The following is an 18,447-nucleotide window of genomic DNA, read 5'->3' on the forward strand; positions in this document are numbered from 1 at the left end:
CGGATTCGACTACCTTCCCGGCCGCCCAGTTTTCCCCTTCGTCCGCTCCTTGCGCTTCTGATCGATCGGGTCCTCATAGGACCCGACGCCGGCCTTGCCGCGGACGATGGGGCGCGGATCATCCCGTTCCGGCTGGCCTTCGAGGAGGGGCGAGAAGCGCTTCTTCGTGCCGATCGATTCCGTCGGTCTTTCCGGCAGGTTGCCTGTGACCGGCTTTTCGGTGCGGCCGACGGTCATTTCGTCCAGCGTGTTGCGGCGGAAGAGGGGCCCTCGGGATGATGGAATGACGGTGTCTGTGCCCGGGCCCATGTCGTCGAGGGTGGGTTTGGCGAAGTAGGAGGCTTGGCCCTCATTCGTGGCTTTCCCCTCCCCAACCCTCCCCACAGGGGGGAGGGAGCCGGTCTCGCCTGGGGCGCCGGTCTTCTTCCTGCCGCCTTCCATCGACTTGGCTTCCTCTCTCGCCATCGGGTCGTCCATGGCGGCGAGTTCGACGGCCTTGAGGCGTTTGATTTCGTCGCGCAGGCGGGCTGCCTTTTCGAAGTCGAGGTCGGCGGCGGCGTCGCGCATGCTCTTTTCCAGCGCGTTGAGATGGGCCTGCAGGTTGTTGCCGACGAGGTTGCCGCCATCCGCAAAACCCTTGCCCGAGGCGCCGGAAATGTCGGCGCGGACGTGGTCGCGTTCGTAGACCGAGTCGAGGATGTCGGAGATCTTGGCCTTGACGCTCTCCGGCGTGATGCCGTGTTCTTCGTTATATGCCATCTGTTTTTCGCGGCGGCGACCGGTTTCCTCCATCGCCCGCTTCATCGAGCCGGTGATGGTGTCGGCATAGAGGATGACCTTGCCGTCGACGTTTCGGGCGGCGCGGCCGATCGTCTGGATCAGCGATGTCTCCGAGCGGAGAAAACCTTCCTTGTCGGCGTCGAGAATGGCGACGAAGCCGCATTCGGGGATGTCGAGGCCTTCGCGCAGGAGGTTGATGCCGACGAGGACGTCGAAGGCGCCGAGGCGCAGATCGCGGATGATCTCGATACGCTCCAGCGTGTCGATATCGCTGTGCATGTAGCGGACGCGGACGCCCTGTTCATGCAGATATTCGGTCAGGTCTTCCGCCATGCGCTTGGTCAGCACGGTGCAGAGCGTGCGATAGCCTTTTGCCGCGGTCTCGCGGATTTCGCCGACGACATCGTCGACCTGGGTGCGGGCGGAGCGGACTTCGACCGGCGGGTCGATCAGGCCGGTCGGGCGAATGACCTGTTCGGCGAAGACGCCGCCGGATTGTTCGAGCTCCCAGGCGGCCGGTGTCGCCGAGACGGCGATCGTGTCGGGGCGCATGGCATCCCATTCCTCGAAGCGCAGCGGCCGGTTGTCCATGCAGGAGGGCAGGCGGAAGCCGTATTCGGCCAGCGTCGCCTTGCGGCGGAAGTCGCCCCGGTACATGCCGCCGATCTGGCTGACGGAGACGTGGCTTTCGTCGATGAAGAGCAGGGCGTTGTCGGGAATATATTCGAACAGGGTCGGCGGCGGCTCGCCGGGGTTGCGGCCGGTGAGGTAGCGCGAATAGTTCTCGATGCCGGCGCAGGAGCCGGTCGCCTCAAGCATCTCGACGTCGTAGCGGGTGCGCTGCTCCAGGCGCTGCGCTTCCAAGAGGCGTCCGGCCTTTTCCAGCTCGGCAAGGCGGATCTTCAGCTCTTCCTTGATCGACTTGATGGCGCCGTTCAGCGTCGGGCGCGGGGTGACATAGTGGGAGTTGGCGTAGATCTTGACCGATTTCAGGTCGCCGGTCTTCTGGCCGGTCAGCGGATCGAATTCAGTGATGGCGTCGATCTCGTCGCCGAACATGGAGATGCGCCAGGCCGCGTCTTCCAGGTGGGCCGGGAAGATTTCGATCGTGTCGCCTCTGACCCTGAAGCTGCCGCGCTGGAAATCCATGTCGCGGCGCTTGTATTGCTGGGCCACGAGGTCGGCCAGCAGCTGGCGCTGGTCCAGCCGGTCGCCGACCTCCATCTGGAAGGTCATGGCCGTATAGGTCTCGACCGAGCCGATACCGTAGATGCAGGAGACGGAGGCGACGATGATGCAATCGTCACGCTCCAGCAGCGAGCGGGTGGCCGAGTGGCGCATGCGGTCGATCTGTTCGTTGATCGAGCTTTCCTTCTCGATGAACGTATCCGAGCGCGGCACATAGGCTTCCGGCTGGTAATAATCGTAGTAGGAGACGAAATATTCCACCGCATTGTCGGGGAAGAAGTTCTTGAACTCCGAATAGAGCTGGGCGGCCAGCGTCTTGTTCGGCGCGAGGATGACGGCCGGGCGCTGCGTCGCCTCGATCACCTTGGCCATGGTGAAGGTTTTTCCCGAGCCCGTCACGCCGAGCAGGACCTGGCTGCGGTCGCCGTTCGACAGGCCCTCGACGAGGTCCTTGATGGCGCTGGGCTGGTCGCCGGCGGGCTCGTAATCCGACTTCATGCGGATGGCGATGCCGCCCTCGGATTTTTCGGGGCGGGCAGGGCGGTGCGGCGTCCAGATCTTGCCGTTCTTGTGCAACGGGTTGCCGCTCTCGATCAGCGCCGACAGGGCCTCGACCGTCGCGGTTACGGCCGTGCCGGCATTCAGCGAGGCGGCGTCCTCCAGCGAGACGTCGAGGCCGGAGACAGGGTTGAGGCCGGCGGCCGCGCGGGTCTTAGGATCGGTCGAGCCGCCCATGGACGTGCCGCGCGCCGATTTGGAGGCGGCGATCTCCACCTTCTTGCGATGCTTGCCGGCTTTCGAGGCGATCTGGCGCTGGGTCTCGACGCCCGAGGCCTCCGCTTCGGACTCGAGCTGCTTCACCCAATCGGCGACGGAGCCAGACAGGGGAGCGCCTTCGAAAGACGATTGCGGGGCTTCCTCGAAACCAGTCGGGGCGGGGGATTTTTTCGGAGTTTTGGCCATGGGCGGAATATGGAGGGAGTCAGCGCAAATGTGAAGGGGGTATGAGTACAAAAGGGAAACGGTTTGGTATTGAAAACTTGCCCCGTGGCCGATTGCCTTGCGGGGAGCTAGGCCTCGCGGGCCGGCCGTTTATGCCATCCGGTTCTGCTCGAGGTGGGCAGGCCGACATAGTCCTGAATGTTCAAGCGAAGAACGAAAATCTGGACCGCCATGGGCACGAGAACGCCCATGATAGTGGCCGTGACAAGTATCGGCGCGGGGTCCTCGATATGCAGCAAGCGCACGAAGGCAAAGCGGCAGGTCGACACGATGATGATATGCATCACGAAGATCGCCATCGAGCATTGGCCGATCAGGGCGAGAAATCTAAGCGGCGCAGTTTGTGCCAAGTTCCGCTCCAGACAGAAGCATGCCGAAATCAGCGCCGCGATGCCGAGAAAGGCCGCTAGGATCGGCAGCCTTTCCGGAACGCCGGTCAGCAAGCTGAACAGGGCCACGACGAGGAATCCCGCAGTCAGCAGCATTGCCGCCACGCCTGATGTCGGCAGATATCGCAACAGACTCTTGTCGCGAAGAAAGATCCCGATCGAGAAATAGAAGAAGCCATAGGCGACGTCCTGGATGACGTCAGGCACAAGCAGGAATGTCGAAATGAAGAATATGAAGGCGAGCGCCATCATCAGGCCGGTGCCGAGCCTTATCAGCAGCATGGCGAGCACATTGCCGAAGAACAGGGCGTAGAGGAACCAGTAGGGCGATATGGGATCCCACAGGATTTCAAAGATGCGGGAAAGCGACATCGCACCGTTCGTCGCGCCCGAACCGGAGACCGCATAGGCGATGATGCCCTGGATGATCGACCACAGGAAATAGGGATAGACGATCGCCCTTGACCGGGTCCACCACCATTGCTGCGGCTCTTCGGTGGCCGGGCCGCGAAAGAAATATCCTGATAGAACGAAGAAGAGCGGCATGTGGAATGTGTAGATGACGTAGTCCGAGATCACGTAGCCGGGCGAGCCGTACATGACGTTGGCGGCGACCAGCCCCCGTTGGGTATGGCCAAAGACCACGAGAATGATCGCCACGCCCCGTGCGATATCGAACGCCATTACTCTCTTGCGTGCTTCTGCCATGGGATCAGTCAATTCCGGATTTCAACTGACGGGAAGGCGGCGTTGCTATCGTGATCTAGGTCGTTTTACAGGGCGGGACAGTGATGACCGGGAGCATCAATGCATATTTTATTTCGGTTTGCGATGCCCCGACGGGTTTTATTGTGCCTTATAGGGATCGAAGCAAACCAAGGCGGGAATAATTTCGCCTCATTGTGCTTTGGGTTGCTGAACGGAAAAGGCCCAGCCCCGGACAAACGCAAAATCAGACCGTCGGGCTAGGAATGAACGACCACTCCTCGGCCATGAACTCAAGCGTTTCGTCGCGAAAATAATAGAGAAAATGTCGGGAGTTAGCCGTGTCGGCCCGGATTGTCTCCCAAGGCACCGCATCGCGGATCGGGTCGTGGCCAATTAACTCATAGAATTTGCCCCAATCCGGAGCTATGCCGCTGTAGCGACCATGACCATCGACCTCATACCATTTATGATCGTTGGTTTCGTCCCAGCGCCACCGGGTGCAACCGATAAAGCTTAGAGTGCTCCACGCCTCATCAAACCTCGGTCCCGCCTTCGAAAATAGGTTCAAAGCCTTGAAGATACCCGACGGCTTTTCGTCTCGCACAGGCCTGTACGAGCGGAAACGGACGTCAACCGAGGAGGCTGCAACGGAAACCTCAGGATCTGGCGCGTTTGGCTCGGCGGCCCAACCTTGACCGAGCTCTAGTTCTACAAACCTAAGCATTCACCACGAATAGTCGAATTGCATGACGACTTCCACCTAACGCAGTCATCAAGCTCTTATGGGGTCACGGCCTGGTGGCGCCCTGGGGGCGCCACGCTATCGATCGGCAAACCGATCTTGTGTCATTAGCCGCCGTCGGCTTCAGTCCGTGCGCTGCCCTGCCGCGTCGAGGATCAGATCGGCGATCACATCCGGGTGGGAGATCAGCGCGAGATGGCTCGCCTTGACCTCGATCGTCTTGGCGCCCATGCGCTTGGCCATGAAGCGTTCAAGGTCCGGGTTGATCGTCCTGTCCTCTGTCGAAACGGCGTACCAGCTCGGCTTCGAGCGCCAGGCGGCGACAGTGGTCTTGCCGGTCAGCAATTCCTTGTTGAACGGCTCCTGCACGGCATAGAGAACCTTCGCTTTGGCTTCCGGCAGGTCGCCCGCGAAATCATGCAGGAATGCTGCCTCGGTCAGGCGTCCTTCGTCGCCGTCGAAGACGATGCCGGCGGAGGCCGGCGGCGTTGGGTAGGTCTTTGCCAGCGCCGTATAGTCTTCACCCGCATCGGGGGCTCGTGCGGCGACATAGACGAGGGCGGAGACATTCGGATGGACACCTGCCTCTGTCACCATCATGCCGGAAAAGGAGTGCCCGACCAGAACAGTCGGCCCATCCTGCCGGTCGAGCACGCGCTTAACCGAGGCAACCGCATCAGGCAGAGTCGTCAACGGGTTTTGCACGGCGGTGGCATTGAGGCCTGCAGCCTGCAATCGCGCGATCACCTCGGTCCAGCATGATCCGTCGGCAAACAGCCCGTGGGCAAGCACGACGTTGCGGGCCTTCACCGGTGCTGAGGTCGCGGCCATGCTGGCGCGGGGCGAGATCAACGTGGCGGCGGCGCCTGCAAGCAGCGCAGTCGAGAAAGTGCGTCTGTTCATCATCATGATTTGGGTTCCTTCTGCCTCGAGTAGCCTAGAGATTGGGTATGCGAAAGCATGCCATTGCTGACTGGGAGCCGGAGCCAACAGGATTGGCCGGCCGGTAAGGGTTTGTCGAGAGTGTCCATCCAGGTCCGGCGTAACAGACAGGTTCCATATCACGCCGTATTGCGAAAATTTCCCCCTGCGCATCCCCATTCCACGTTCTGGTCGCTTCGTGTATGCGCAGTGCGTCTTGAATGGTTAATGTGTATTCCAATTGCGAGCATTCGTCAATTATTGAATACATAACAGCTTCGTGATAGGGCTTTTGCATGCGCAAATCGCGTATTGGTTTTTGCTTGCATGCGCACGGACCGCATTGTCGAATGCATGCGTGATATGGAGGATGAGATGGCGGATGGATTTGAAGCGGAAGATGAAGCCGGCGATCGGGGGCTATTGTCTGACCGGATCCGCAATGCCCTGACGGACGAAATCACCGCCGGCGTGCTGGCGGCAGGTTCCGCACTGGACGAGCAACAGCTTGCCGACCGTTTTGGCGCCTCCCGTACGCCCGTTCGTGAAGCGCTCCGTCAACTGGCGGTCAGCGGCCTCGTCGAAGTTCGTGCCCGGCGCGGCGTCATCGTCGCCCACATGACGCCCGAGCGCATCATGGACATGTTCGAGACCGTGGCCGAGATCGAGGCCATGTGCGTCAGGCTTGCCACCTATCGCATCACGCCGCTCGAGCGAAGCCAACTGATCGAATTGCACGAGTCCTCCGAGGCGTTGGTCGAGAGGGGTGATTTTGACGCCTACGATGCGTTCAACATCGAATTCCACGACTGCCTCTATCACGCCACCCACAACAGCTTTCTCGCCGAGCAGGCGATAGCGGTCCGCTCCAGGCTCAATGCCTTCCGGCGGACGCAGCTTCGCCAGAGCGAGCGCATGCGCCGATCAAGGGACGAGCACGATGCCATCATGCAGGCGATCGCGGAGGGCGACGGCGACATGGCGTCCCGGCGCATGCGGGCTCACATGCTGAACGCAGCCACGGCGCTGCGCCGCTTCATCGAAGCCAGCAGAGGTCAATGAATCTGCCTCCTGGTCGTGGTGGGCGTTTTTGTGGAATTCGGTAGTAAATGCCATCGACAAGGCGCGAGGGCTGCCTTGCGCCGATTGCGGCCGTTGCCTTTCTTCGTTAAACGACGGGAGCTCGATCTATCGATCACAGTTGGGCGAGGACCATGACTGGCACATTGATTTCGTTCCGGGAATTCCTGAAGACGGGAAATTTCGGGCCAATTACACCTGATTCAGTTTTACTGGATGTGGCCAGAAAATTGGGCGCCCCGGAAAGCTTTATCACGACATACGCGAAAGACATCCCGACATATTGGCGGTACGGAAAATTTGAGATCGGTTTTGAGGAGGAGGCACCATACAAAATCTATTTCTACCAGATCGAGTGGGCGTCATACCTCGAAGGGCCTTACGAGTTGATCAAGGACGATATCGTTCTCCTGCTTGAGGGGCTGCACGGCAGCACCAGACCATCCGAGTTTTTGCTGGCTGATTTGTGGAAAGCGGAGGATGTTGCCGTTAACTTCGGGGCTCTGTGCGACGACCTCCATCTGAACATCTCTTCGGGCGCGATAGAAATCGTTTTTGAAATCGATTCCAGCTTCGTCGACGGGAATGATGCCGAGAAGTATCTGGCGAATTCCAATCTTCAAGATGTCGTGAAAGACATCGATCATCGGACGCAGATCAATTCGATTGTAGTCAGCGCATCCAGGTCAGAAGCGGTCTCAGCCGTCGATTATTTGCACCGGCACAAGTTATCAGGACGCGAGTACCTCCGATTTTCTGAACGATTCTCATGAAGCCTTTCAGCGTAGTCCTTCCCAAACAAGCTAATCGGCTGCTTTGAGCCGAATCCGGCCTACTCCACGATATGCATCCGCTTCGGAACCAGTTACCGGCCATCCGCCGGTAAGAAAAACTACCTATGGATTTCTTGCAGAAGTATGATCATTCCCGCAATTCGGGCATTGCTTGTTGGGCAGGAATTGTTGAGGAGGCCAGCTGATTTTTTTGGAATTCCATAGCGATACAGTTCGCTCACGAGCATATAGCGATGCGCCACAGATCGGGCATTTGAAATAGAAAATTGCTGGAATACCGTGAGCAAGCCAGATTACTGCTCCCGCGATCGTACGGATTGTTCCATATAAGCGCGTCAGCTCTGAAAACCAAAAAATTGAAGTCACGAATACGAGGGAAACCCACAGGGAATATAGGAACGCCGTTCTGTAAATTGACATGGCTTCGCTGCTTTTGTCATCATCCGGTGAGCCATAGATCACAAACCCCGCCAATGGCAATGATTGTCTGCAATGGCCCGAACGCGGGCTATCGACTGGACTTCAGCTTAAGCGTGCGCGCCAGTCTGATTTTTCCTGCCGCACATCGAGATGAGTTGAGATGAAGCAACCTCGCCACTGTGTCGTTGTTGCAGTGAGCGCTCTATCCGGAGACGGTATGTCGATTTATAAATTTACCAAACGGAAGCTTATTTCGCACGGCGTGTTATATTTCGAAACTGGAAAAACGATTCTGGACGACAAGCAGCTCTTTCTATTGTTCGTAAAACTTGAACGTGCGCGAAGGCTTGCTGATCTCTGTATAATCCAGTCCAAGATCGAGGAAATTGCGGCGTACACAAAGAAGGTCGACAAGTTCTACCTGATTTTATTCGCATACATGTATATCCGATTTTCAGATTTCACGCCTCATATAGAGCATGCGGAGGTACGCCTCGATAACGGTGACGTGCGATATATCAAGGATTATAGGTGCCCCCTTTCTCAGCCAGAGATTGCAATCGGCGAGTGGGCACTTTCGATGTATGAAAAATACGAACGCCACTTTTTCAGAGCCATGAATTTAAGAGACCAGCGAGTAAAGTCGCTTGGCTGATCTCACTTCAATCTGGAGTTCGGTGACAAGGCCTGCTCCCCACCCATTCTCGTGGGTGGGGGGAGCTTTGCGCCGACGGCATTGAAAAGCTCGAAATTGATCAAATCACTGATGAGATGGGAAGCGTTGGCGTTGTTGACAGGTTACTTCAGCGCGAGCGCTGTGCCCGAAATCCGGGGTTTGTCGCCCCAATCAAACTCAAGCATATTGGCAAAGCTGCCATAGCGCAGTTCATCACCGTAGTTCCATAAGCAGAGAATGGGGCTGTCATTGCTCATCAGAGCCAGTCCGACAATCACATCATGATCATCGAGGATCTGTTTGACTGTATCGATATCGTCGGCTGAAGCAGGAAGATTGCAACGGTCGTTCAACGGGTGGACTTCGATCCTTCCTGCCTCCTCCATGTTTACGGGGCCTGCAAGAGACTGATCATCCGTGAAAATGCTCTCGCCATCGCCGGCGCATCGTATCCGAATGCCAAAATTGTCGGAAAATTCGATTCGAATGGAAATAGGACTGACCCAATCCAACTCGCCATCAAAACCATATAAGGCCGCGCTGATCGACTTTATCTTCATTCTGGCTTCTCTGCCCTCAGGCGACCGACCATCCACCGTCCACCAGCAGGTTCGCGCCGGTGATCAGGCTTGCAGCGGGTGATGCAAGGAAGACGACGGCACCGACGACATCATCGGTTTCACCGATCCGGCCGAGCGGAATGTGATCGAGCGTCGCCTTGTGATTGTCGGGATCGGAGAGAAAAGGCGCCGTGCCATCCGTGTGGATGAAGGTCGGGGATACGGTATTCACGGTGATGTTGTAGCGTGCCCATTCGGCTGCAAGGCAACGGGTGAGATGATTAATCGCCGCCTTGCTCATGCAATAGATTGCCTCGCCGCGCAGTGCCACGGTACCGGCCTGCGAGCTGATGTTGATGATCCGGCCGCTATTGCGCTTGATCATTTCGCGGGCGACCGCCTGCGTCATCAGAAAAGTGCCCTTGATGTTGACATCGAGTATTTCGTCAAGGTCCTTCTCCTCGACGAGTTCGGCGAGATTGCCCGGAGCCACGCCGACATTGTTGACGAGGATGTCGATGCGGCCGAAGGTCGTGAGCGCCGCGTGGAGGGCTTGTGTGATGTGGTCCTTGTCGGGAATGTGCAGTTGAACAGGGAGGACTTTTCGTCCCGTACCCTCCAGCTCGGCAACCAGGCCTGCTGCCGCAGCGACATCGCGGACGCCCAACACGATGTCGGAGCCTGCTGCGGCACAGGCAAGCGCGCAAGCTCTGCCGATGCCACGGCTCGCTCCCGTCACGAAAGTCACCTTGTTTTCAAGGCTAAAGTCCGGCGCATTCTTCTGCATTATCCTGCCTCCCTCGATGAAGTTCATTTATGGCAGCGTCGACGTTCGGATGCCAGATGTTACGCGTATGGCGAGGCGCGTCGCTTTGACCGACGGGCGATCCGCCAGCGTCTTCGCAATCAGATCGATTGGCCAGCTCGGGCGGTCCGCTTTGGCCGACAGGAGACCAGGCGTCGGCCTTCAGCAGGTCATCATGCGTTATTAGCCCCCAAGGCGAAGGGCACGATCGCTGAACCCGCTGCGATTTTAAGTGTCCGGCCCATGCTGGAAGTCCCCGAGCTCGATATAACTCAACCGAAGGCTTCCACCGCGACCAAAAGGCAAGAAATAAAACCGAACCTTCTTGTCGAATTCCATCAAAGGATACATCCCTTCCTCCACTCGCTCAGGAGAGTTGGTTTTGTATTCGACACGAGCGTCGTGCATGGCCTGTTGCAAGTGCTCATATGAAAGCTCGGATCTTTCGGGTCTTTCAAACGAGATATCCCTATTGATCCTTAGGCGGCGGCGGGTTGTTACTCTAAAAAGGTGGAGCTGAACGAGATAGGACGAAACATTCTTGCCATTAATTCGGAAAAAGATTTCAGCAGGGCCGTAGAGCAAGGTGCCATCAAACATGTCGTAACGAAAGTCGAGGTGGCTGGGGTTGCCCAGGATACGCAGGGTCTCACTAAAAGTTTGCCCCACGCGTATTGGGCCGATTGTCGCGTGAGCCGCAATTTCAACTAGGTTCAGCAAGTTGGATTGTTTCCTGTTAGCGTGGGGGGCGCAATTGCAGCCGCGTTATCGAATTAAGAATCCCGCCGCGCCATCACGACCGAACCCTGTGCCTGGGAATTATCCGGAACTTTTGTTCGCAAGTGCCGCCGGTGACTGCGGATGCCATGATCAATCATTGATTGTGGCGTATAATCTTTGAAATTTCGGGTTTTTGTGCATCTATAAACATGTACGCCCGACCCAGGAGCGCCTGCTTCCCCAACGCGTCGAATTTGTTCGGCCCCAACGGGGTGACAAGAACTTCCGACGGCGTGAGGCCATCCATATAGCGGGATTCAATCTCCGACCAATGGGCTTGGGCCACGTCGTGTAGCACAACGTTTACGGCGGGGTGATTGTATTGGACCAAAAGATTTCCGTCATCCATCGGTGTTGGATTCATATCGGGATGAAAGTTGAGGATATCGGATAAGACTTTAAGTGCGAATTCAGCCGCCTGTTTTTCCGTAAGTCCGTCGGCCAGTAGTACACAAGTTCCGTCGCGGAATACAACGAAGTCCTTGCGCCGATTGGCATAGTAGGAAATTCGATCCGTCACACGGTCAAGAGGCTGCGAAAAGGATGGATGCCAACGAGGTACAGGCGGAAACGACGATTTCGGCGTCTCGGCTTTGGTCTTTCCCGAGCCAAACAGACCAAGAAGTACAGCTAAGAATGAACGTCTCGTCACTTGTTTCATTCGCCATTGTCACTTGAGTGAGCAAGTTTGCCACAGGTTCTATGTCAAGCCGGTACGCTCGCTGTCGTAGTCATCATTGATGCCAGCACGTGCCTAAACAACGAACCCAGAAAGCTATTATGATCGCGATTCGCGAGAGATTACTATGGCGATCTATCGTTGGTGGCATTTCCCTGCGGGCGAATTCAGAATTCCTGGCGGAATATAGTAGCTCTGCTCCGACCGCCCCGAGTCCTTAGAGCGTGATCTGGAATTTGGTCATTTGGCTTCTATCTTCGAGATCGAACCGGAAGCGATCCCTGTCAAATCACACCCAGGCTTCGAGAGGTGCAATCTTGTCGGACAGCTATCTCAAACAGAGCTTGCGCAAATTGCCATCGCGATGGGCGTTGGTAATGGCATCTGCGGTCGTTCTTGCGTCGTGCACGACCAACAAATACGACACGCCGGAGCAGAGCGTTCCGTCGTACCATCACGGAGCGGGGTCAAATCGATAGTCCATCCCTTCAAGGAATGGCCTATCCCGTGTTGCGCAGCCGCAGTTTGCCCCGGCGACGCTACTTGCCGCCGCCACAGATTTCCGAAATCTTTCGCTGGGCGAAGCTGCGGGCGAGGCCCTGGATTTCGCCGACCGAGGAGAGCAACTGGCCGATCGGGCCGTTGACGCCCACATGGGCATCGGTGACCTTGCAGGCGCCGATATCGACGGTCATGGATGCCTCGAGTTCGCCGCTGACCGTTGCCTGGAGCAGGCCGTGCGAGCCGGATTTGCAGGCAAGGTCGGCGCGGGCGTTGATCTGCACGCCTGACGGCGCGGAGCAGAGATCAAGCGATTTGAGGACGAATTTCTCCTTGTGATCGAGGCCCGGCACCTTCTCGCAGGGGTCTGCCTCGTCGACGGCTTTCTCGATGCCGGGCCCATATTTGCTCTGGAGCAGTGACCAACAGGCCGGGGCGGCTTTCGCCTGGGAGAGCGGCGCGACGCAGATCGCGGCAAGCAAGAGGGTACGGGTAAAAGCACGGAGCGGAGAGGGCGAGAAGGCTGATGTCTGTGTCACGCGGGCGATCCTTGGCAGAAATGCAATGTGCAAAAACGAATGACTTCCCCAGCGGAGGACAGTCTTTCACGTCTTCGCCTCAGCACGCAATCCCGTAGCGTCGATTCCATCTCGGTTTTGGGGCCAAGCGACTGTCTGATGCACTGTGGCCAACACCTTTGAACCTTCGGCATGCTTGCGCCGTTTCTGCCGTGCGGCTAGAGCATGAGCAACAGACATCACCTTCGCAGAAAGCATATTTCCAGTTGATCACATCCATTTCGTTGACATGGGGCATTGCGGGCATGACGGCGCTCGGCGTGATCACGCGTCCGTTCCGCTGGCCTGAGGCGATCTGGGCCGTTTGCGGCGCCCTGCTGCTGGTGCTGCTCGGTCTGATCGGATGGCAGGATGCCTGGCTCGGTGCGAGCAGGGGGCTCGACGTCTATCTCTTCCTGATCGGCATGATGCTGTTGTCGGAACTGGCGCGACGGGAAGGGCTGTTCGACTGGCTTGCCGTCATCGCCACCTCGCATGCCAAGGGCTCACCGAAGCGGCTTTTCATATTGATCTATATCGTCGGGATCGTCGTGACGGCATTTCTGTCCAACGATGCCACGGCCGTCGTCCTGACCCCGGCGGTCTATGCCGCCGCACGGGCGGCCAAGGTGAAGGAGCCGCTGCCCTATCTCTTGATCTGTGCCTTCATCGCCAATGCCGCGAGCTTCGTGCTGCCGATCTCTAATCCCGCCAATCTGGTCATCTTCGGCGGCGGTCACATGCCGCCTCTGGGGCGATGGCTCGCGACCTTTGCCTTGCCGTCGGTCGTTGCGATCGCTGTGACCTTCGTGATGCTCTACGGGACCCAGCGCCGTGCGCTCGGAAGCGAGACGATCGCACGAGAGGTCGAAGCGCTTCATCTGTCGCCGACGGCGCGACTGGCGGGCGTCGGGTTGGTTGCTACGGCCATCATCCTGATCGTCGCATCCGGCTTCGGCTTCGATCTCGGCTTGCCGACCTTCGCGGCGGGTATCGTCACCTCGCTGCTGATCATGATCGTAAACCGCGAAGGCCCGGCGCAGACCTTGCGCGGAATATCCTGGGGCGTGCTGCCGCTGGTCGCCGGCCTCTTCATCATCGTCGAAGCCCTGGATCGTACCGGGCTGACGCGGATGCTGGCGGCACAGCTGACATATTATGCGCAGATTTCGCCGGAATGGACGGCGATGTCGTCAGGGGTGATCGTCGCCTTCGTGTCGAACCTCGTCAACAACCTGCCTTCGGGGCTCGTGGCCGGTAGTGCGGTGCAGGCTGCTAACGTGCCTGACACCGTGTCGGGCGCGATCCTCATCGGCGTCGATCTCGGGCCGAACCTTTCGGTGACCGGCTCGCTTGCCACCATCCTATGGCTATCAGCACTCCGGCGTGAGAATTACCACATCGGCGCCTGGCAATTCCTGAAACTCGGCACCGTCGTGATGATCCCGGCGTTGCTTCTCTCGCTGCTGGCACTCGTGTTGTAGGGCCAATCTTTCGTTCGCCGCATCGTTTCCTTGCCGCTTCAATTGTGAATATTGAGCGATGAGGAATAGCCGTCAGTGGCGATCGGATCGCAATTGGCCCACCTTTGCGGCTGTGCTAGCGTAAGTAAGGCATGTCGGAGTTCTGGGGAGGGCGAGCATGGCTGAGGTGTTGCAGTTTTCACGAGAGGCCAAGGCGTCCGGGCTGCGGCCGCTCGAGGCAAACGGCAAGATGCTGTCGACGGCGTCCAACCGTTTCGGGACGCTGAAGCCGACGCCTGCCGACACCAGCCTTGCAGACCTGCGACACCAATATGAAGAGCAGGGCTATCTCTGGCTCAAGGGCTTCCTGGATCGGCAGGAGGTGCTCGATTTTCGCGGCTGGGTATTTGCACATTTGATGGCGACGGGCATCGTCAAGGCGGAGTCGGATCCGATGATGGGATTTTCCTCCGATGGGGTGGGCGACAAGTTGCTGGCGGATCGCCGGCTGATGTCGCTGGTGCGCTCGACGATGTATGAGGGTTTTTGCGCGCAGCCGCGGCTTGCCGCCTTCATGGACGAATTCCTCCATGGCATTTCCTATCTGCACAAACGCAAGATCATGCGTTTCACGCGGCCGGGCACCGCCACGGTGACGCCAGCGCACTACGACCTCGTCTACCTGCGCGGCGGCACGACCCGCATCGTCACCGCCTGGATACCGATCGGCGATATCCCGATCGACATGGGCGGGCTGGTCTATCTCGAGGGGTCCCATGCCATCGGTAGGCGCATGGAGAAGGAATTCGAAGCGGCCGGCGCATCGCTGACGCCGGAGGAGCGCATCAGCGCCTATAACAGGAACATGACCGAGGGCGGCTGGGTCTCGAAGGATCTGCCCGACATGGCCGAGCGCTTCGATACGCGCTGGCTAGGCGCGGATTACGAGGCCGGCGACATCATGCTGCACAGTCCCTACATGATCCATGCCTCGACCACCAACCGCGACGTGGCAGGCCGCATCCGGCTCTCGACTGATATCCGTTACCAGAATGTCGATGACGAGATCGATGCGCGCTGGAACAACCACTGGAGCCTCGACGACATGCTGTGAGGTGGTCGCCAAGACGTTGCCGCTAACCGGTCTTTGCGGAAACCTCGACGGGCGAATATCCATAGGCGCGCGAAAATGCCCTTGAAAAAGCCGAGGCACTGCCGAAGCCGACGCATTGTGCCGTCTGCTTGACCGATCTGCCAAGCGCCATCTGCCGATGTCCGAGGGTCAGCCGCCAGGCGTTCAGATAGTTCGACGGGGTCGCGCCGACGATTGCGGAAAACTGCGCCATGAAATGGCTGCGCGACATGCCGGCCACGCTTGCCAATTCCTCGATACGCCACGGCTTTGCGGGCTCGGCATGGAGGGCGGACATGGCGCGATGCAGCGATGGATGGGCAAGGCCGGCCAGCAGCCCGCGGCCGACGGCGCCGGCATCGATGGCCCGCCGCATCGCCATGACGACGATGACCTCGCAAAGCCGATCCATCACGGTATTGCCGCCACAGCGGCGTTCTCTGGCTTCGGCGAGAAAGAGCGAGGCGATGCCGCTGAGCGCGGGATCATTCTCAAGTTCGAACACCAGCTCTTCCGGCAGGCTGGAGATCAACGGATTGGCGGCGCCGCCGAAATCGACGAGCGCGGCAATGGTATCGTACCGGCTTTGACGCAGCGTCTCCCGCGGATGAAAGACGACCCGCCGCGCCGTGTCCGCATCCTCGTCCATTTCGATATAGAGATTGGCAGGCCGTGTTTCGCTCGCGGGCAAGACCGTGGTTCTCAATTCGAAGGACTTGAGAAAGGCGGTCAGGCGATCGAATTTCACCGGTGGGCCAGAGGTCATTCTGATGGACTTTCAATCACGAAATACGGACGATGCATCGCTCAATGTCCGATAGATTGCATGCCGAGGCCCCGAAGCCAAGCTTTGGGCAATCCAGACATGGAGATATCCGATGACATTACCCACCGATCCGGCAGCCAAGTTCGACGCGTCCCGTGCCGGAGAATATCTGACGCAGAGCCGGATCGCGCTCGCCGGCTACGATGCCTGCCATGAGCTGGCGGCGTGTCTGCTGAGCGCGGCGATCGGAGCCGACAGGGAGGCGTCGATCCTCGTCGCAGGCGCTGGCGGCAGCGCCATGGAGATGATCACGGCGGCAAGGCTTGCACCGAAATGGCGGTTTCATGCCGTCGATCCATCCGCGCCCATGCTTGATTTGGCGATGTCGCGCACTGCGGACGCGAGACTTGCCGATCGCGTCACAAGTCAGCTCGGCGTCGTGGCCGACGTGCAGAGGGATCGATCATACAACGCTGCGACATTGATCGGCGTGCTTCATCATCTGCCGGGTGAGGATGCAAAGCGCGCGATCCTGATTGACATTGCGGCGCGGCTCGCAGCGGGAGCACCGTTCATCCTGGCCTGCAATCATTATGCTTATGCGGAGCAACCCTTGCTCTTGTCCGCCTGGGGTGAGCGGTGGCGCATGCAAGGCGCTTCCGAGGACGAGGTGAAGCAGAAACTCGGCAAGATCCTGCAGGGTGCCGATCCGCCTCATTCGGAGCAGGCCGTTCTGGACCTTCTGGCGGAGGCGGGCTTCGAGCGGCCGCAGCGTTTCTTCTCCAGCCTGTTCTGGGGCGCCTGGATCTGCTGGCGTCGCTGAGGATTCTTTTCCGCTCTGCCTGACGCAAGGGAATTACAAATTGTCCATGTCCGAAAAAAGCCACAATTTCTGAACGTTCCCGACACAATTGGCTGCGAGCGTGTCGCGGATTGGTAATCACGATTTCCGGTGGCAAGCGATGAGCCTTTCCTTCCCGACCATGGCGGCGTTGCGTTTCGGCTATGGATTCCGTCCTGGTGAGGCGCATCCGGCAACGAAGAGCGAGCTGCTCGATCCTATCCGCGTTGCCGACGGTACCTGCCTGTTTCCGCTCGGTAGAATCGAGGCGCGGCGGCAGGCGATCAGCAGTGTTCTCGGCCGGCTGCGCGATATCAATACAAGTGATATCGACGACAATGCTCAGCGTGAGGAGCGGAGGGCAGTCTTCACGGAGCTGCAGCAGAGTTACCAAAGGGATGCGGATGCGCGCATTGCCCAGGCCGTGTTCTCGCCCAACGGTTTCTATGAACGGCTCGCGACTTTCTGGACCGACCATTTTTCGGTCAGTGCCATCAAGAACCAACCGATGAAGCTGATCGTGCCTCTGTTCGAAGCGGAGGCGATCCGGCCGAATATTGGCGCGACCTTTCCGACCTTGCTGCGCAGCGCCACGCAGCATCCGGCGATGCTGATCTATCTCGACCAGGCCCAGTCGCTGGGGCCGGATTCTCCCATCGGCATCAGGCGCAACAAGGGGCTCAACGAAAACCTGGCCCGCGAGCTGATGGAGCTGCACACGCTCGGCGCCGGCAGCGGCTACACGCAGGACGACGTGCGATCCGCGGCCATGGTGCTGACCGGCATCACGGTCGACCGACAGGGTGTCGAGACCGCCTTCCGGCGAGCCGTCGCGGAGCCGGGCAGCCATCAGGTTCTGGGCGTCAGCTACGGCGGTTCGCCGCGCAAGGAGCGCGACTATCTGCAGATGCTCGATGATCTGGCGCTGAACCCTAAGACCGCGCAGCACATTAGCCGCAAGCTTGCCGTCCATTTCATCTCCGACACGCCGCCGCAGGAGATGATAGACGCGATGGTGGAGAGCTGGCGGAAGACCGACGGCGATCTGATGGCGGTTTATAGTGCCATGCTCGACCATCCAGCTGCCTGGACGAACGAAGGGTCCAAGGCGCGGCAGCCCTTCGATTTCGTGGTGGCGGGATTGCGGGCGTTTAATCTCGCCAAGAACCCGGCCGCCGGCAATGTCGGCGATCCGCTGTCGGATGATGAGGCTGCAGGGCAGGCGATGGCTGATGGCGGCCCCAAGGGCGCGGGCAATGGTCCCGCTGTCGTCCCTGGTAGTAGCAATGCGCCGCCTGATCCCAGGGAGCAGCAGCGCCGGCAGGCGGCGATCGATGCGACTTTCTATGTGCCGCGCGGTCTCGGGCTCTACGCCCTGCGCCGCATGGGCCAGCCGATCTGGCAGCCGCCAAGCCCTGCCGGCTTTCCCGAAGGCTTCGATGCCTGGATCAATGCCAGCGAGCTCTCGGAGCGGATTTCCTGGGCACGGCGCGCAATCGGCCGCTACGGCAAGCAGGAGGATCCGCGGCAGTTTCTGAAGGATACGCTGGCGGATGCGGCCCGCGACGACACGATCCGCGTCGTCTCGCAGGCGCCGAACAAGATGATGGGGCTGACGCTCGTGCTTGCTTCTCCCGAATTCAACCGTCGCTAGGAGTTCCCG

At 59.0% G+C, this 18,447-nt stretch carries 17 protein-coding genes; 7 read left to right on the plus strand and 10 right to left on the minus strand.

The genetic code is table 11. The annotated features are described in order from the left end of the window. Window positions 1-9: 9 nt before the first annotated feature. The 4 genes from uvrB to EV561_RS19965 form a co-directional block, all read right to left on the minus strand. A complete protein-coding gene (gene uvrB, locus EV561_RS19950; RefSeq protein ID WP_132524052.1) occupies window positions 10-2,931 on the minus strand; it encodes an excinuclease ABC subunit UvrB in 2,922 nt (973 codons plus the stop codon). A 107-nt stretch (window positions 2,932-3,038) separates the two neighbouring features. Further along, window positions 3,039-4,043: an acyltransferase family protein gene (locus tag EV561_RS19955; RefSeq protein WP_165927865.1), complete on the minus strand. Its 1,005-nt coding sequence runs from the start codon at window positions 4,041-4,043 to the stop codon at window positions 3,039-3,041. A 268-nt stretch (window positions 4,044-4,311) separates the two neighbouring features. Then, window positions 4,312-4,671, minus strand: coding sequence for a hypothetical protein (locus EV561_RS19960; RefSeq protein WP_245512765.1), 360 nt, complete (start codon window positions 4,669-4,671; stop codon window positions 4,312-4,314). A gap of 261 nt (window positions 4,672-4,932) precedes the next feature. Then, a complete protein-coding gene (locus tag EV561_RS19965; RefSeq protein WP_132524055.1) occupies window positions 4,933-5,718 on the minus strand; it encodes an alpha/beta hydrolase in 786 nt (261 codons plus the stop codon). A 387-nt stretch (window positions 5,719-6,105) separates the two neighbouring features. Between EV561_RS19965 and EV561_RS19970 the strand changes: the two genes are divergently transcribed. The 3 genes from EV561_RS19970 to EV561_RS19980 all read left to right on the plus strand — a co-directional run bounded on the left by EV561_RS19970 (window position 6,106) and on the right by EV561_RS19980 (window position 8,679). Then, window positions 6,106-6,792, plus strand: a complete 687-nt coding sequence (locus tag EV561_RS19970; RefSeq protein WP_132524056.1) for a GntR family transcriptional regulator — start codon at window positions 6,106-6,108, stop codon at window positions 6,790-6,792. Window positions 6,793-6,944: 152 nt separating this feature from the next. Continuing rightward, window positions 6,945-7,583: a hypothetical protein gene (locus EV561_RS19975; protein ID WP_132524057.1), complete on the plus strand. Its 639-nt coding sequence runs from the start codon at window positions 6,945-6,947 to the stop codon at window positions 7,581-7,583. A 601-nt stretch (window positions 7,584-8,184) separates the two neighbouring features. After that, window positions 8,185-8,679, plus strand: coding sequence for a hypothetical protein (locus tag EV561_RS19980; protein ID WP_132524058.1), 495 nt, complete (start codon window positions 8,185-8,187; stop codon window positions 8,677-8,679). Window positions 8,680-8,822: 143 nt separating this feature from the next. On the opposite strand, the gene EV561_RS19985 is transcribed toward EV561_RS19980, so the two are convergent. From EV561_RS19985 to EV561_RS20005, 5 genes are all read right to left on the minus strand, one after another. Continuing rightward, window positions 8,823-9,260 carry a hypothetical protein gene (locus EV561_RS19985; protein ID WP_132524059.1) on the minus strand — a complete coding sequence of 146 codons (438 nt, stop codon included), beginning with the start codon at window positions 9,258-9,260 and terminating at the stop codon, window positions 8,823-8,825. A gap of 16 nt (window positions 9,261-9,276) precedes the next feature. Further along, complete coding sequence (locus EV561_RS19990; RefSeq protein ID WP_132524060.1) at window positions 9,277-10,047, minus strand: glucose 1-dehydrogenase; 771 nt, start codon at window positions 10,045-10,047, stop codon at window positions 9,277-9,279. Between the two features lie 246 nt (window positions 10,048-10,293). Beyond that, entirely contained in the window at window positions 10,294-10,785 is a 492-nt protein-coding gene (locus EV561_RS19995; RefSeq protein ID WP_132524061.1) for a hypothetical protein, read from the minus strand. 154 nt (window positions 10,786-10,939) lie between these two features. Further along, the gene (locus tag EV561_RS20000) at window positions 10,940-11,506 is read right to left on the minus strand and encodes a hypothetical protein (RefSeq protein ID WP_132524062.1); all 567 of its coding nucleotides are present in this window, start codon (window positions 11,504-11,506) and stop codon (window positions 10,940-10,942) included. 557 nt (window positions 11,507-12,063) lie between these two features. Continuing rightward, on the minus strand, window positions 12,064-12,564 hold the full coding sequence (locus tag EV561_RS20005; RefSeq protein WP_245512767.1) for a hypothetical protein: 501 nt from the start codon (window positions 12,562-12,564) through the stop codon (window positions 12,064-12,066). 248 nt (window positions 12,565-12,812) lie between these two features. On the opposite strand from EV561_RS20005, the gene EV561_RS20010 reads away from it, so the two are divergent. Beyond that, complete coding sequence (locus EV561_RS20010; RefSeq protein ID WP_132524194.1) at window positions 12,813-14,066, plus strand: arsenic transporter; 1,254 nt, start codon at window positions 12,813-12,815, stop codon at window positions 14,064-14,066. Between the two features lie 157 nt (window positions 14,067-14,223). After that, window positions 14,224-15,159, plus strand: a complete 936-nt coding sequence (locus EV561_RS20015; RefSeq protein WP_132524063.1) for a phytanoyl-CoA dioxygenase family protein — start codon at window positions 14,224-14,226, stop codon at window positions 15,157-15,159. 22 nt (window positions 15,160-15,181) lie between these two features. Here EV561_RS20015 and EV561_RS20020 read toward each other — a convergent pair whose 3' ends face one another. Continuing rightward, the gene (locus EV561_RS20020; protein WP_132524064.1) at window positions 15,182-15,943 is read right to left on the minus strand and encodes an AraC family transcriptional regulator; all 762 of its coding nucleotides are present in this window, start codon (window positions 15,941-15,943) and stop codon (window positions 15,182-15,184) included. A 112-nt stretch (window positions 15,944-16,055) separates the two neighbouring features. On the opposite strand from EV561_RS20020, the gene EV561_RS20025 reads away from it, so the two are divergent. Both EV561_RS20025 and EV561_RS20030 read left to right on the plus strand, forming a co-directional pair. After that, window positions 16,056-16,766, plus strand: coding sequence for a class I SAM-dependent methyltransferase (locus EV561_RS20025; RefSeq protein ID WP_132524065.1), 711 nt, complete (start codon window positions 16,056-16,058; stop codon window positions 16,764-16,766). 139 nt (window positions 16,767-16,905) lie between these two features. Next, window positions 16,906-18,438 (plus strand): DUF1800 domain-containing protein, encoded by a 1,533-nt coding sequence (locus EV561_RS20030; RefSeq protein ID WP_132524066.1) that lies wholly within the window; start codon window positions 16,906-16,908, stop codon window positions 18,436-18,438. Window positions 18,439-18,447 lie beyond the last annotated feature (9 nt).

The sequence above is a fragment of the Rhizobium sp. BK376 genome (genome assembly GCF_004341625.1).
In the GTDB taxonomy this organism is placed as follows: domain Bacteria; phylum Pseudomonadota; class Alphaproteobacteria; order Rhizobiales; family Rhizobiaceae; genus Rhizobium.